The 15,619-nt window shown below is 37.5% G+C and carries 10 protein-coding genes and 1 riboswitch; of the genes, 4 read left to right on the top strand and 6 right to left on the bottom strand.

Annotation, left to right across the window (positions count from 1 at the left end; all coding sequences use genetic code 11):
• Positions 1 to 31: 31 nt before the first annotated feature.
• The 6 genes from ACF3OC_RS16935 to ACF3OC_RS16910 all read right to left on the bottom strand — a co-directional run bounded on the left by ACF3OC_RS16935 (position 32) and on the right by ACF3OC_RS16910 (position 9,770).
• Positions 32 to 940, bottom strand: coding sequence for a substrate-binding domain-containing protein (locus ACF3OC_RS16935; protein ID WP_182499087.1), 909 nt, complete (start codon positions 938 to 940; stop codon positions 32 to 34).
• A 37-nt stretch (positions 941 to 977) separates the two neighbouring features.
• The gene (locus tag ACF3OC_RS16930) at positions 978 to 1,448 is read right to left on the bottom strand and encodes a DsrE family protein (RefSeq protein WP_182499086.1); all 471 of its coding nucleotides are present in this window, start codon (positions 1,446 to 1,448) and stop codon (positions 978 to 980) included.
• Between the two features lie 5 nt (positions 1,449 to 1,453).
• Complete coding sequence (locus ACF3OC_RS16925) at positions 1,454 to 2,497, bottom strand: c-type cytochrome (RefSeq protein ID WP_392470084.1); 1,044 nt, start codon at positions 2,495 to 2,497, stop codon at positions 1,454 to 1,456.
• A 72-nt stretch (positions 2,498 to 2,569) separates the two neighbouring features.
• Positions 2,570 to 3,469: a LysR substrate-binding domain-containing protein gene (locus tag ACF3OC_RS16920; RefSeq protein WP_392470083.1), complete on the bottom strand. Its 900-nt coding sequence runs from the start codon at positions 3,467 to 3,469 to the stop codon at positions 2,570 to 2,572.
• Between the two features lie 22 nt (positions 3,470 to 3,491).
• A complete protein-coding gene (locus ACF3OC_RS16915) occupies positions 3,492 to 6,389 on the bottom strand; it encodes a PD-(D/E)XK nuclease family protein (protein ID WP_392470081.1) in 2,898 nt (965 codons plus the stop codon).
• 9 nt (positions 6,390 to 6,398) lie between these two features.
• The gene (locus ACF3OC_RS16910; protein WP_392470079.1) at positions 6,399 to 9,770 is read right to left on the bottom strand and encodes a UvrD-helicase domain-containing protein; all 3,372 of its coding nucleotides are present in this window, start codon (positions 9,768 to 9,770) and stop codon (positions 6,399 to 6,401) included.
• A gap of 232 nt (positions 9,771 to 10,002) precedes the next feature.
• Here ACF3OC_RS16910 and ACF3OC_RS16905 point away from each other — a divergent pair, with 232 nt between their 5' ends.
• The 4 genes from ACF3OC_RS16905 to ACF3OC_RS16890 all read left to right on the top strand — a co-directional run bounded on the left by ACF3OC_RS16905 (position 10,003) and on the right by ACF3OC_RS16890 (position 15,587).
• Complete coding sequence (locus tag ACF3OC_RS16905; RefSeq protein WP_094258512.1) at positions 10,003 to 10,539, top strand: 30S ribosomal protein S16; 537 nt, start codon at positions 10,003 to 10,005, stop codon at positions 10,537 to 10,539.
• Between the two features lie 134 nt (positions 10,540 to 10,673).
• Complete coding sequence (gene rimM, locus ACF3OC_RS16900; RefSeq protein ID WP_094280569.1) at positions 10,674 to 11,201, top strand: ribosome maturation factor RimM; 528 nt, start codon at positions 10,674 to 10,676, stop codon at positions 11,199 to 11,201.
• 132 nt (positions 11,202 to 11,333) lie between these two features.
• Positions 11,334 to 11,432: riboswitch (SAM riboswitch) on the top strand.
• 47 nt (positions 11,433 to 11,479) lie between these two features.
• Positions 11,480 to 12,436: a methylenetetrahydrofolate reductase [NAD(P)H] gene (gene metF, locus ACF3OC_RS16895; protein WP_094258514.1), complete on the top strand. Its 957-nt coding sequence runs from the start codon at positions 11,480 to 11,482 to the stop codon at positions 12,434 to 12,436.
• 136 nt (positions 12,437 to 12,572) lie between these two features.
• Positions 12,573 to 15,587 carry a DUF2723 domain-containing protein gene (locus ACF3OC_RS16890; protein WP_392470077.1) on the top strand — a complete coding sequence of 1,005 codons (3,015 nt, stop codon included), beginning with the start codon at positions 12,573 to 12,575 and terminating at the stop codon, positions 15,585 to 15,587.
• Positions 15,588 to 15,619 lie beyond the last annotated feature (32 nt).

Below are 15,619 nucleotides of genomic sequence, written 5' to 3'. Positions count from 1 at the left end.
TTGGATCCCTTTTCAATTTTAATTAAACAAACTATGGTGTTTCAAAACCATATTTCTTATAAATTGCTTTTGCTTCCGCCGACTTCATGAAATCTACAAAATCTTTGGCAGCTTGTGCTCTAGGTGCATCCTTCATTTCAGCAATCATGTAAGTAGCTTTGATATTTTCATTATTAGGTATTTCTACCATTTCTACCGGATGCTTTAATAGTTGTTGGTACACTACCTCTGAATACCAAACAGGTGCAGCATCGACTTCTTGATAAAGAATCTTCATCGGACTTTCCCTATGGTGAATTTTGGTCAAATAGGTTGAGCCATTATCTACTTTTTCCTTCATGATGCTATTTTCTAATTCAGCACCACCCAGTTTTTTATATACTGAGACGATTTGCCTTCCGATTCCTTCCCATGCAGGATTAGGCATTGCTATCTTCACATCCTTACGGGCAAGGTCTTGGACTTTCTTTACTGATTTGGGGTTTCCCTTAGGAACCATAATAGCCAATTTATTGTATGCATAGACCTCAGTTCTGGCAAATAGGTTTTGCATGCTGTCAATTCTATTTTTACCAGCGGCATATACATCGGGTTTATGGGTTATTTTCATATTCCCAATTGTAATTGATCCGCCTTCAATTTGTTTAGCCAAAATTCCAGGCGGCAAGGTTTCAACGAATATTCGTTCGTAATTCGGATGTTTCTTTTTAAAAGCTTCCAGCAGGTCATCCATCACCATAAACTGATTTCCAGCAAAGAAAACAACGAGTTGCGGATCTACAATATCTCCAAATAAATCCGGGACATTATCAATTCCAGGAACTGTAAAGTTCACTGCAGATTGTGGAGGAGTATTCCAAGGTGGATCATATTGATATTTGTCCTGTGCATTTACTTTATTCATCATCAATATAACAGCTAGTAATAGTAATCGTTTCATGTTCTTCATTATATATCAATATTTTTTTAATGGGAAATTAAGGTTTGACAATCACCCAACCTTCAGATGCGCGAATAACCAATTCTCCATTTCCACTAGGAACATAGCCTATGAAATCAAAAAGTTGTTCTTTTTTCAGATTACGTTCATGTAAGGAATTGGTGCATTGTGCTACTCTAACACCTTTGGCTATCAATTCTTTTAGGGCATCCTCATATCCTGAGTCTTTTAACATGACTTCAGTGCCTCCAGAGAATGTAATCAGTTCTACCTCGATTTTTCCTTCCAACCTAGGGTCATTAAGGACATTCTTTATGTTTCTAAATGCCTTTTTAATGATATCAGGGTTGTTGGAATCTAATTGATAAATAGCTTTGTAATGTTTGTTGTGAGCTACAGCACCAGTAAACTGGGCGTTTTCTTTGAGTTTGTTTTCCATATTGTTGCTTTGTGCCTTAAGGCTAGTGCTTAATAAGATGATACTACAAATTAGAATGATATTTTTCATGGGTATTAAAAATTAAATGGTCCGTATTTATGTTGTTCTTCTGATATATTATCTGCGAAAGGAGGGTAGGGACTATCCTTAGGTTTTTTGCTTAAATCAGGGTAATCTTTTTCCTTATTCACTTTCGATGGCCTTTCAAAGGAGTTTATATAAGCTGCGACATCATAGGCTTCCTCATCGGATAAAATTGGCGATTCAGCGCTTGCGCCTAAAGGCATGTTTCCTTTAATAAATTTGGCTGCGGTTAGCATTCTGCCCATTCCGGCGCCATCGTTAAAAGAATCTGATCCCCATAATGGCGGATACATATAACCTTCATCTGGTGCATCAGCTTTTTTAGGTAATCCCAAGCCATTCGGTTGATGACAACTTACGCATTGGGTTTTAAAGACAGATTCACCATGTTGCAAGTCGGCTCTTCTGTCTGGCGCTTTTAATTCGACAAAGCCTTGGCCTTCGATTCTGCCACCAACTTTTACATCCTTGCTGAGGTGTTTGATATAACTCACAATAGCAATCATTTCAGTGCTTTCAAATGGGAGTTTTTTGCCGTTCATGCTACGTTCAAAGCATCCGTTGATTCTTTCTTCCAAGGTTGCCACCTTGCCTTCCCGTCCGCTGTAAATTGGGAATAGAGCACTCAAGCCAATATAGGGCGCGGCATATTCCTTTGTTCCGCCATTCAAATGACAACTTCCACAAGCTAAATTATTTCCAGTAAAAACTGCGCCATGTTTGTTGTTCGGGCCTAGGTATTTCGGAGTTTCAATGATCAGCTTTTCTCCTAAAGCCGCCATTTTACCTTCCTCTGTATCTGGGAAAGGAGCAACTTTAAAATCCTTTATATGAATTAAGGAATTAGAGTCCGCTTTGTTTTCAGTATTATTTTCATCAGCCTTAACATGGAATATTTTAGTATTTACTCCCAGCGCTTGCAATATTATTAAAGCTACAATGAAGACAAATAAAGCCGCCACAATTTTTGTTTGTTTGGCGATCTTATTTACTTCCTTGAGAAGGTTCTTAGATTGGTTTAAATTGTTTTCCATATGAACAAACTTAAGCTTGTTAATGGACTTGCTAAAACGGTAAAATGTTATAGCCTATAACCTTAGGTTATGCTAGTTTATAAGTGCTTGATTAATAAAGCGTATAAACTGTTTGGGGAGGCCTGAAAGCTCGCCATGCAGGTGAACTAAATAGAGTTCCCGATTGATTTCAAAGTTTTCTACGTCAATTTGTTTCAATATTCCGTTTTCAATTTCAATTTGAACAGCATATTTAGACAATATTCCAATACTATTACTATAGCGGATATATTGCTTGATAGATTCAGAACTCGACATTTGAACCCGATTGATTAAATCTCGGGCCGTAATGTTATTTTCGCCGAATTTTTGAAATACAATATCATTGGTTCCAGACCCATGTTCCCTGAAAATAAATTCTTGTTTTTTGAGCTCATCCAAACCAATGCTCGTCTGCTTAAATAATGGATGGTCATGTCGAGCAACCCAAATTAACTGATCATCGAGGATTTTGTTGTATTTTAAGGATTGATCCACAGCGATTCCTTCCACAAAGCCTAAACCGATCTTTCTTTCATATAACCAACGGTCCACTTGTGCGGTATTCCCGGTAAACAACTTAATATTGATCAAAGGGTTTTCTTCCGAAAATTGGGCAATAAGTTTTGGAAGGATATATTGTGCCAGGGTGGTACTTGCACCGATAACTAAATTACCACGGATCTGGTTATTTAATAGTCCAAGTTTATAATCAGCCAATTCATATTCATGGATTATCACCTTGACCGACTCCATTAATGTAGCGCCAGCTTCAGTCAATAAAATTCGACTACCATTCCTTAAAAATAATGCCTGGCCAATGGTATTTTCAAGTTCTTGAATATGTTTAGATACCGCAGGTTGGCTTATGTTTAGTTCACGGGAAGCCTTAGTGAAACTTAAATCCCGCGCTGCATGATAAAATACCTTGACCCTAAAACTAACTTCTAACATGAGTAAAATTGATTTCTATTTGTTAAACTTCTTCTTCTGCCTTTTCAGAAATACTGTACCGGTAAAATAATCCATAAGGATCAGAAGGATAGACTTGTGCTTCCGGATTATGTTTAAATGGTATTTCCGGATTAAATAATTCTTCCAATTTTTCTCTTAAGAATTCAACAAACACCTTTTTTTGATCTTCAAGAATCAAATCCTCAAAAACCATACTACCACTTTTATTTCTGAATAAGGTCCCATCTTCTCGCATCCTTCTAGCAACATATAGATGGGGTTCCAAGCCTTGAATTCCTGACTTTTCCTCATAAACATAAGCATAGAACAAGGTTTGTAGCAAGGCTTTATTCTCGGTGTTTTCAGCAAATACCTTTTCTAGATTGCCAAAAACAACTTGGTCAGCTCCCGTTTTGTAATCGACAATTCGAAGTTTACGGATTCCCTGCTTCGTAATTACCTCATCCACACGGTCAATAATTCCATATAATTTCACTTTTTCAGGTTTGCCATTCACTTGGATTTCAAAGTCCAATAGGTAGTCCTTATCATTTTCCAGTTCAACAATTTTTATCGATTCATATTGATCCATATCATACTGAAGGTACATCTTGATATACTCTGAGGAAATCTTATGCATAATCCGTTGAAGGCTGTTGAGGTCTTCCAATTTCTGGAGTTCGGATTCGTACTGCTTCGCGATTTCATCAATGACCACAGAGTCTACAAGGTCAAGTGCAGATTGAAATTCTGAGGTTGGGACAAAATCATTTTTGGATAATAATGGCGTTAGCAGGCGCTCCATACATTCATGGATCACGGTTCCCAACTTATTCATTTCAAATTCCTGGGAAATTGTTGGTGGCTCCTTAATCTCGGCAACATATTTTAAGAAAAATTGCAGCGGTGACATCAGATAACTTGTAAATGCGGAAGCGGAGATTGGCTTTTGAGAGCCGATATAGGAGTTGAATAATTTATCCCATATTTCGCCTTTTTTCTCAATCAGTAATTCCTGCGGTTGTACTGGAAATAAAAGCGGTTGAACCTGAGCATGCTGGATGAAATTGAAATTTGTTTCATAATCCAATTGCTTGATAAATCTACTTTCTTCACCTGAGCTGCTTTCATCGACAATGCCGTTGAAAAACAGATGGATATCATCGCTATATTGGAAATGTCTGTAGAATAAGTATGCGGAGAGCGCATCTTGATTTTCAAGAACCGGAAGTCCATATGCTTTTCTCAGGTTATTTGGGAGAAACGTTGCTGAGCTTGATGTTTTAGGAAGAATGCCTTCATTGGCACCCAAGATGTAAACGTGGTCAAAGTTAAGACAACGACTTTCCAATAGTCCCATAATCTGAATTCCGTAAAGCTGATCACCTTCAATTGCTGAATTTATAGGGGATAAGGCTTTTTTGATCAATCCACTTTGGAACAAAACACTCAAGTTACCCAGTTTTTCAAAACCTAGATGCAATTGATTGAGGACCTTCTTTGCTTCAATCAATAGGTTGGACTCGATAAGTCGGGTTCTCCCTTCCAAGGTCAAGCTACTAAGCAGATCGTCAATCAACCCAATCATCTTAGGAATAAGATCCTTAGGGTTTTGCAACGGTTTAAAGAAACTTCCCAAGACGGAGCTGCTGACATTAATCTCGGCTACAGGAATCTCGAAGAGCTGTTTTTTTGAAGATTCAAGTTGAATTTCCTGTTTTTGTTTCCAACTTACCTTCGTCATTGGATGGCTTAAAAAGGTTTCCAATAACTGGTAAGGAATTTTATCTTTTTTCTGTTGCGATACTAAAAGTTGAACTTCAAGCCATAAATCTAGTATTCCATAAATTGGAGACTGAATTAGTGGGTATCCAGTTGTGATATTGAGGTCAATTGCTGGTAGACTTTGCAATAAAGGAACCAAGAGACTTTCATCGGCTAATAAGATCGCTGCAGTTTCATTCTTGAAATCAAACTCATGTTTTTGTAAAACATTATGAAGCAATTTTGCCTCACTGTTCTTTCCCAAGGACTTATATAAATTGACTTCACCATTTCGGTTTCCAATAATGTTAGGAGCTTCCCCCAATGCATTCTGAAGTCCTGTTTGGAATAGGTTCCTTCTAAGGAATAAACCAGCTTCTTGAAGGTTGTCATCCAGATAATGGGCATCAACGTCAAAGTAGAATAAAGCTAGATCCTCATTCTGCCATTTTTTAAATAGTGTGGCTTCAGCTCTATTTAGGGCGTTGAATCCAACAAATAGGACTTTTTTATATTTTTTGATGAAACTTTGGATCTCTGATTTACCTTCAGCAAGTTCGCGGTAGATGGTAGGAAAGTTTGTTTGTTTCTCTTGTTTCAGCTTTTCTTTGAAAGCGTTGTACAGGACAGGTAGTCTTTTCCAAAGCGCAAGGAACCGCTGTTGAACCGCCGTATGGCCTTTCATGCTGAATGATTTCCAGAATTGTTTGATAAAAGACTGTTGTTCTTCAGTGAAGTGCTGAAAAGTGATGTCAATTTCTGTTGTGTCAAACAACTCCATGTAGATTTGGTCCACTGGCACCAAGTCATAATCTATCTGACCAAAATCACTCAAGATGATTTCCGCGATTGGGTAAAATTCCTCCAAGGATTCAGGATCACGACCTTCATTAATCAAAAGCTCATTGTGCAATTCATATAAATAAAAGAATTGATTCAATGGAGTTGCCTGTAAGTCATTGCTTGATTGACCAAAGAATTCCTGAATGGTATAAAATTGAGGTGACCAGATTGCCTTTCCATAAACATCTACCAGATGTTTCTTCAAATAGGTAATTGGTCTTTTATTGTTGAAAACAATGGCGATATCTGATATTTCCTGTCCAAACCTCGTTTGGATATCTTCTGCTACTAATCTTAAGAATGCTTTTTCCATAAAATCTAATTATTTCACCTCTACCAATTCCTTGGATTTTGCATAATATAAATATCCTTTGATATTGCTGTAGCCAACATTGCTTAATGCGTTCATATATCGTCCTACTTGAGTTTTATGATTGATATAATCTCCTTGTGTGAATTTAAAATCCAAGACAATAGTTTCGTTATCCTTTGTAAATACTTTATCAGGTCGCTGTGTGCTTCCATCTTCAAGGATAATGCTGGATTCATTCCATATTTTATAATCTCCGGTTAGCCATTGATTGATTACTGGATGGTTCCAGATTTGTTGAATTTCTTCTAATAAAAGGTCTTTCTCATCAACAGCCAAAATGCCTTCTGCTATGTATTGATTAACCAGAGGATCAATCTCGGACTCTTCTTTAACCAGCGAGATAATCTCATGAGCTAAAACCCCATATTGAGCGGCTTTTTCCAACATCAGGATGGTATTGATGGTTCTGGAGGTAGATTTCTCAAGCGCACTTTCTAAAGCCAAGGATTGCGGATAATATTCAAGGGAGATTTTTTTGATTTCCTGATCAGAATCTTTCTTGGACTTCTCCTTTGCATTTCCTTCAGTATCAATGAGGGAAAGTGAATTATTCTCTAATTGAAATGCGGAATGGGTATCCGATAAAGCCTGAATCAGCAAGTCACTAATAAATTCATTTTTAACTTCTGCGCCTAAGATTTCACCTGTTTTTTTATCCACAGTTTCCTTGAACTGAGGCGCAGTAATATATAGGTGACTTTTGGCACGTGTGGTCGCCACATAGAATGTATTTAGGGCATCCATATAATTGAAAAGCATTTCCTCAAAGTATTGCTTGTAGAAGATGGATTTTCCTAAGGTTTGGGTATATTTTACAGGTATTTTTCCGAGGTCTGAAAATGGACTCTCTAGAACATTGATCCAGAAATCGCCGTTTGTCAATCCATCCAATTTCCATGATGAAAATGGAATCATTACCACCTCGTAGGCTAAGCCTTTTGATTTATGAATGGTGCTGACCTCAATAGCATCGACCTTATCATTGGAAGGCAGGACAGCTTTTTCGCCGTCTTCATCCCAGTACTCCAAGAACTGAATAATACCTCTTTCACCTTGTGTTGAAAAAGCAGTAACCTGGTCTTTAAATGCTAACAAATAGGGAAGATGAATACTACCAGCTTCGCCTAAATGATAGGTTTCAATTAGTTTTTCTACCAAATGAACCAAAGGCATTTTCTGCAGCTGACTCCAGTTTTCGATTAATGCTGTTGGTAATACTGCCGAAAGTTCATTCAGTTTATTATCCTTGAATTTTAGCCAATTAGACTCTTCAAAAAAGGATTTGCCTTGAGCCAGCTGATACAGGTAAGCCATATTCGCATGGTGCAAAACATGTTTTTCAGATTGAAAAACTAATGCTCTCAAGGTTTCAATAATCAGCCCAACCGCATGGTTGGAGATTAAACTCAGGGCATCACCGGAAATAACTTCAAAATCTAAGTTTTCCGAATTTTTATAGCGCATAAGTTCCTGGATGACCAATTTCGCCTGCGCATTGCTTCTTACCAAGATGCCTATATCGGCTGGTTTATATTTTCCAGAACGGATCCACTCTGCAATCTTTTGACAAAGAGCCTCCACCGATTCTTCCATCACCTGGTTGTTTCGCGCTCGACCATCACTAACCGGGAAGAAATTGATTTCAATATTCCCTTGCGGTAGTCCTGTTTCAAGTTTTTCTTGAGGAATTAGTTGGTTGCTATTTTCGTATGCTTTAACCAGTAGGTTGTTGTTTCCCGTTTCATACCACCATATCATACCCTCTTCATTCAAGCTTTCAGCGACCTTGTCATTCAGAACTTGTTGGAGTAGGGTAGGGATTTTTTCAAATAGGTAATTATTGAAATTAATAATATTAGGGAGACTTCGGAAATTGGTGTCCAAAGTTCCATTTTCAATAAACTCCTTGACATTCTGAGCATCTAGATGGAAATTACTAGAAACCTGCTGGTCTATTTGTTGCAATAAAATTCTCCAATCACCATTTCTCCAGCGATAAATGCTTTGCTTCACATCACCTACAACGAGGTGTTCTGATATTTTTCCAGTAGCGTCCGCCAAGGCATTCAGCAGGAGCGGGCTGTAATTTTTCCATTGTATCCTGGAAGTATCTTGAAATTCATCGAATAGGAAGTAATTGTACTTATTGCCAATTTTTTCCCAGATAAAAGTAGGGTCGCTATGTTCATCGAGTCCTAATTTATTTAATAGAATTTGAGCATCAGATATCAGTTGGGCTGAGTTTTCTTTTCTCCACTGACTCAGGAGGTCACTCATTTCTTTTAATAAACGAAGGAAATATAGGTTGGTCTGTACCGATTGGTAGGCAATATAGAGTGCGAAGTGCTGTTCTAATGCCAGAATAGCATCTATGGCAGGACGAATTCCCTGCATATAATCATATCGTACCTCTTTATTCCCATCAGTAAAGGCATCTTCATTATCTATTAGTTCAGCGAATTTATCGAAAATCCTTCCCTGAATATCGGAGATTGATATTTTTCGGAGATCCACATTGATCTTACTTGCTGATACCAATTTGTTTCTGGATTTGCCTTTCATTTCTGAATCATCGATATTCAGACTTCGATAGACTGCTTTAAAAGCCTCTAACCCTTGGTTCAAGGCATCCAGAAAAGTCTTTGTTTTTTCTTCAATCTCACTATTCAACAGGTTGAAGATTTTGTGAGTATCTGCAGAAATCATATAGCTGTCAAACTCCTGAAAGTTCTCCGAAAATATGAGACTGGCCAAGCTCATCAATTGATGCCTGTAATTCCAGTTTTCATTGTTATTTATCTTTTGCTCGGCATAATTGATAATCCATTCAAGTAAATCTGGTCGTTCATCTAACAATTGGTTTAGCATGACGGTTAAATCACGTTTAACCTTGTTGCTATTCATTTCAATTGCATAGGCTGAATCCAGATTCAGTTCGTAAGTAAAGCTTCGGATTACCTTTTGGGAGAATCCATCGATTGTGCTTACAGAGAAGTGGCTGTAATCATGCAGGATTCTGCGATAAATGCGATTGGCCTTTTCTTGGATCAGTTGTGGATTCCAATTAGCGTTTTGAGCTAATAGTTGCTTCCTATATTGTTCGATTTCTTTTTTGGGATCAGCAATAGCAAGACCATGCAATACGGTCATTATTCTACCTTTCATTTCGGCAGTAGCCTTATTGGTAAACGTAACGGCGAGAATTTCACGGTAACTACTTTCTTTAGATAGCAATAAAGTCAGATAGTGAACAGTCAGACTAAATGTTTTTCCGGATCCAGCAGAAGCCTTTACAATCTTTAAGGGAGCAATTCTTTGCATAAGATGTCAATGGTTTGAAGTATTTGAATATCGGTATTCTATTGAGATTACTAAAATATTTTAATGAATTAGTCGGTTTTGGGGTGGTTTTTAAGGTGATAGCTAGTTTGTTTTTGGGGAGAAAAAGGCTAATGATTATTCTATTGTATTAATTAATAATACTTTGTATCTTTGCGTCCCCTCCTGCATGAAGCAACGGGGGATATGTTGAATACATAAATAAAGAAAAAACATGGCAACTAAAATCAGATTGCAAAGACATGGTAAAAAAGGAAAACCTTTTTTCCACGTAGTAGTAGCAGATGCACGTGCTCCACGTGATGGTAAATTCATCGAGCGTTTAGGTTCTTACAACCCAAACACTAATCCAGCAACTATCGTTTTGGATTTTGAAAAATCATTAGACTGGATAAACAAAGGTGCTCAACCTACTGACACTGTTCGTGCTATCCTTTCTTACAAAGGTGTTTTATACAAAAAACACTTACAAGGTGGTGTGAAAAAAGGTGCTTTCGATGAGGCTAAAGCTGAAGAGCTTTTCGCTACTTGGGCTGAAGGTAAAGATGCTCAAATCGAAGGTAAAAAATCAGGCTTAGCAAAATCTAAAGAAGAAACTAAGAAAGCTGCTTTAGCTGCTGAAGCTAAGAAAAAAGAAGACAGAGCTGCTGCTATCGCTGCTAAAAATGCTCCTGTTGCTGAAGAAACAGCTACAGAAGAGGCAGAAGAAGCTACTGAAGCTACTGAAAACACTGAAGAAACTGAAGGATAATCTCTTCATAAAGTATTCAAATTGGCCGGACCATTCTATGTTCCGGCTTTTTTGTGCCTGAGGAGCAAATAATATCTATTCCCAAACCGCTGAAAGGAAAAGTTTTCCGTATTTTTGACGATTAATTTTATAGTATGACAAAGGATCAATGTTTTTATATCGGTTATGTCAGTAAAACCCGGGGATTGAAGGGCGAGCTGCAATTGTTTTTTGAATTTGATAACTATATGGACCTTGATCTGGATGTAGTTTTCTTGGAAATGGACAAGAAATTGGTTCCTTTCTTTGTGGAGAAAATTAAAATGCAGAATAACAGTACTGCCTATGTCAACTTTGAGGATATTGACCATATTGACAAAGCTCAACCTTTGTTAAGAAAGCAAATCTACCTTCCTAATGATAAAATGCCAGTTCGTGATCCGGATGATTTTACTTATCATGATTTAGTGGGTTATCTGGCAATCGAAGAGGATGAAGGTGAGTTGGGGGAAATTACCCATGTTCAAGAGATGCCGCAGCAATTTATTGCAACAGTGAATATTGATGGACAAGATGCGATGTTTCCTTTAAATGAGGATTTTATCGTTGGAATAGATCCTGAAGAAAAGATCATAGTCTTGAATTTGCCAGAAGGGTTGATTGATATGTACTTGGAACAATAAGGATTATTATTACTAAAATATTATTGAAAAAGGATGCTGAAAAGCGTCCTTTTTCTATTTATCATCCGGCTGTTTAAGAAAGTTTTTTGGTAAAGATTTTGAGATTAACTTGCTATTCACGATATTAGCCCTCGCTTATAGAGAAAGGCAGAGGGACTAGACCCGCTGAAGCCTTAGCAACCTGACACCAGTCAAGGTGCTACATTCTACCCCAAATGGGAAAGATAAGCCAAAGAATCAGTATTCACTGTGTTCTCTCTAAGCCTTAATATATTTTTATGAAAATCGTAGATCATATCAAAAACGCTAAAGGCAGAACCTTATATTCTTTTGAGCTGTTACCACCTGCAAAGGGACAGGGAATTCAAAGTATCTTCAAAACCATGGATGAACTAATGGAATTCAAACCGCCCTTTATTGATGTGACTTACCATCGTGAAGATTACTTGTATAAACAACATGCCAGTGGTCTATTAGAAAGGGTTGCTTACCGTAAAAGACCTGGAACCGTTGCTATTTGTGCCGCAATCATGAGTAAGTATAAAGTGGATGCTGTTCCACATTTAATCTGTGGTGGCTTTACGAAAGAAGAAACAGAAAATGCTTTAATCGACCTGAATTTCTTGGGCATTGATAATGTTTTGGTGCTTAGAGGGGATGCTAGAAAAGGGGATGCAGATTTTATTCCTACAGTTGGTGGTCATGCATATGCTACGGACTTATTGCAACAAGTTGTGGATATGAATCAGGGGAGTTACCTGCATGAGGATATTGGTTCTTCGGAAAAAACGGATTTCTGTATTGGTGTTGCTGGCTATCCTGAAAAGCATTTTGAATCACCAAACTTTAATACCGACTTTAAATGGTTGAAAAAGAAGGTGGAAATGGGTGCAGAGTTCATTGTAACCCAGATGTTTTTTAATGTTGAGAAATATAAGGAGTTTGTGAACAAATGCCGTGAAAATGATATTCATGTTCCGATTATTCCGGGACTGAAACCACTGACCAGCAAAAAGCAGTTAATTACATTGCCACGTATTTTCCATTTGGATATCCCAGAGGATTTAAGTGATGCGGTTGAGGCTTGTAAAACCAATGCTGATGTTCGTCAAGTTGGGGAAGAGTGGTTGGTTCAGCAATGTAAAGAATTGATTGATTTTGGTGTGCCGGTATTGCATTTTTATACCATGAGTAATCCTGGACCTACAAAAAATATCGTTGAAAAACTAGTTTAATAGCCTATAAAACTTAGAAAATAAAAGACGAATGCTTTGCATTCGTCTTTTTTATTTTCCTGTGTTAAAATATGTTAAGGGTAATTTTTGCTGTCTATACTTTCTTAATTTTATGTAACTATTTATACCTATTTCTATGAATTATAATAAAATCAACAATCTTCTAGGCTGGCTTTGTGGATTCATTGCTTTTCTCGTTTATTTTATGACGGTAGACCAAACGACTAGCTGGTGGGATACGGGTGAATTTATCGCAGCATCAGATAAGCTTGAAATTGTCCATCAGCCTGGGGCACCTTTATTTCTTTTGATTCAAAACATCTTTTCGAATTTGGCTTTTGGAAATAAGGAAATGGTTGCTTATTGGATGAATATTGGAGCATCAATTTGTTCTGCACTGACTATTGTCTTTCTATTTTGGACCATTACTGCTTTGGCCAGAAAATTACTAATTGGGAAGAATGAAGGAAATAAACTTCAATTTATTCAGATCTTTGCAGCAGGAATCGTGGGCTCATTGGCCTACAGTTTTACCGATTCATTTTGGTATTCAGCCGTTGAATCCGAAGTGTATGCCATGTCTTCTTTATGTACAGCGATCGTATTTTGGTTAGCCTTGAAGTGGGAGAGAAGAGCGGATGAACCGGATTCAAATAAATGGTTGTTATTGATCGCCTATGTAATGGGACTTTCAATTGGGGTTCATCTCCTGAATTTATTGACTATTCCTGCATTGGCATTGTTGGTTTACTTCCGAAAATCTAAGCAGGTTACCTGGGGTGGTGCTGCCAAAACATTAGGTTGGGGAGTGTTAATTCTAGCATTTATCCTCTGGGGAGTTATCCAATATTCCGTTAAAATTGCCTCTCAATTTGACCTTTTCTTTGTCAATTCACTAGGATTGCCATTTGGTTCCGGAATTATATTCTTTGTGGTATTGTTGGTTACAGGCGCTGTTTTTGGGATTGTATACTCCATTAAAAGAAATAAACCGATTTTGAACCTAATAATTCTTGGGACATTTCTTGTGTTTTTTGGATTTACCTCCTTTAGCATGTTATTGATTCGTTCACAAACGAATATTACATTGAATAATAATGATCCTGATAATGTTTTTTCTTTTTTAGGCTATCTGAGTCGGGAGCAATATCAATCAGAACCTCTTTTTAAAGGTCCGACCTTTAATTCTCAAATAACTGATGTGAAAGCCTCAGTTGGGTACAGGAAAGATGAAACAAAATATAGTAAGTTTGAGAATTTTAAAGGGTATGAATATGATAAGGAAGTTCTATTTCCAAGATTATATAGTTCTAAGCATGCTGCTTTCTATAAACAGTATCTGCATTTAGCGGATGGGGAAGATCCGACATTCCTGGATAATATGAAGTTCTTTTTCAATTATCAGGTGGGACATATGTACTCGCGATACTTCATGTGGAATTTTGTAGGAAGACAGAATGATGTACCTAGTCAGGGTGAATTGACAGCCGGAAATTGGATCTCGGGAATTAATTTTCTGGATGAATTGCGACTTCCTGGTGTAAATTCCATTTCCGACAGCATGCGGAAAGACCCAAGTAGAAATACCTATTTCTTTTTACCCTTATTGTTGGGGATTGCAGGTCTGATCTGGCAAGCAAAACGAAATCAGCAAGATGCAACCATTGTGGGGCTTCTGTTCTTCTTTACTGGGTTGGCCATTGTGTTATATTTAAACCAGACGCCATTGCAACCAAGAGAACGAGATTATTCTTATGCCGGCTCATTTTATGTTTTCGCTATTTGGATAGGCTTGGGTGTTTTAGGCATCATAGATTTCTTGAATAAGAGAAGTAAGGCTTCAATCAAGGTAATAACCTATTCATCGGTAGCATTTTCTATGCTTGCTGGTCCAGTATTATTGATCAAGGAAAATTGGAATGATCATGACCGTTCGGGTCGAAGAATGTCAAGGGAAGTCGCTCTGAATACCTTGAACTCTTGTGAACCAAATGCAATCCTTTTTACCTATGCCGATAATGATACTTTTCCTTTATGGTATTTACAAGAGGTAGAAGGAGTTCGGACTGATGTTAGAGTTCTCAATTATGGCTATTTAGCCTCTGATTGGTATGTCAAACAAGCTTTGGAGGATGTCAATCAATCAAAGGCCTTGCCGATTGCATTTGATTTTGATAAGGTGAAGAAAGGAGTTCGGGATGTGATTCAAGTGGTGGATTTGGGCATTGAAGGCTATTCGGATGTTGAAGAATTATTGGCTGTTATGCTTTCGGATGATAATAAAAATAAATTGCAAACCAATTCAGGGGAGTTTATTAATGTAATGCCTAATAAAAAGTTGCAACTCAAGATCAATAAAGAGAAGGCTCTTGAAAATGCTAATATACCTGCAGAATGGCAAGAATATATCCCTGAATATATGCAATGGGAATTGAAGGATAATATGGTCACGAGAGCGGATCTAAGTTTAATGTCCATTCTGGTAAATAATGAATGGAAGAGACCCGTATATTTTGTTTCTATTAGTGCGCCTGTAATTTCAATGGGAATGGAAAAATACCTGGCATCAGAAGGTTTGGTCAGCAAATTAATGCCGGTCGACATGGGACAATCATCAAATGGCTCAGGGTTAATCAATGCCGATAAGATTTATGATAATGCAATCAATAAGTTCCAATGGTCGAATATAAATAGCTTAGAACATTTTGATGTAGACTCCAACCAGTATTATGAAAATTGGATTTTTCCAAATGTGTATACGGACGGAATGCAGGCCTTACTAAATCAAGGCAAGATGAAAGAGGCTAAGGAATTGGCATTGCAAGCCTATGATTTCCAGCCTAAAGAAACTAAAAGCATGCGCCAAGCCTACTACAACTCTGTCCTTCTGGATACACTGGTCAAAGTAAAAGAAGTGGATAGAGCAAAATTATTGGCAGGTAAGCAATTGAAGGCGATCCAGGAGAATTTGGATTATCAATTGGCAATATATGAAAAAGTATCTTCCGGATATGATCAAATAGCGATTCAACTCGGGTTGTATGCTTTGGATCAATATGTGCCAATCCTAAAAGAATTGGGAGATGAGAAACTCCTTACTGAAGCCACTAGAATGGATAAAAAGTATAAGAGCATTTGGATGAAGAGTTAATCCAAAAACATAAAAAGGTCGGAAGAGAATTC

It is taken from the genome of Sphingobacterium cellulitidis (assembly GCF_043187465.1).
GTDB classification, from domain to species: Bacteria; Bacteroidota; Bacteroidia; order Sphingobacteriales; family Sphingobacteriaceae; genus Sphingobacterium; species Sphingobacterium cellulitidis.
This window is presented reverse-complemented; position numbering and strand designations above follow the sequence as displayed.

Bases quoted from the DNA above. Each gene is read 5' to 3' on its own strand.
- ACF3OC_RS16935 (WP_182499087.1), bottom strand. From the start codon at position 940: ATGAAACGATTACTATTACTAGCTGTTATATTGATGATGAATAAAGTA.
- ACF3OC_RS16930 (WP_182499086.1), bottom strand. From the start codon at position 1,448: ATGAAAAATATCATTCTAATTTGTAGTATCATCTTATTAAGCACTAGC.
- ACF3OC_RS16925 (WP_392470084.1), bottom strand. From the start codon at position 2,497: ATGGAAAACAATTTAAACCAATCTAAGAACCTTCTCAAGGAAGTAAAT.
- ACF3OC_RS16920 (WP_392470083.1), bottom strand. From the start codon at position 3,469: ATGTTAGAAGTTAGTTTTAGGGTCAAGGTATTTTATCATGCAGCGCGG.
- ACF3OC_RS16915 (WP_392470081.1), bottom strand. From the start codon at position 6,389: ATGGAAAAAGCATTCTTAAGATTAGTAGCAGAAGATATCCAAACGAGG.
- ACF3OC_RS16910 (WP_392470079.1), bottom strand. From the start codon at position 9,770: ATGCAAAGAATTGCTCCCTTAAAGATTGTAAAGGCTTCTGCTGGATCC.
- ACF3OC_RS16905 (WP_094258512.1), top strand. From the start codon at position 10,003: ATGGCAACTAAAATCAGATTGCAAAGACATGGTAAAAAAGGAAAACCT.
- rimM (WP_094280569.1), top strand. From the start codon at position 10,674: ATGACAAAGGATCAATGTTTTTATATCGGTTATGTCAGTAAAACCCGG.
- metF (WP_094258514.1), top strand. From the start codon at position 11,480: ATGAAAATCGTAGATCATATCAAAAACGCTAAAGGCAGAACCTTATAT.
- ACF3OC_RS16890 (WP_392470077.1), top strand. From the start codon at position 12,573: ATGAATTATAATAAAATCAACAATCTTCTAGGCTGGCTTTGTGGATTC.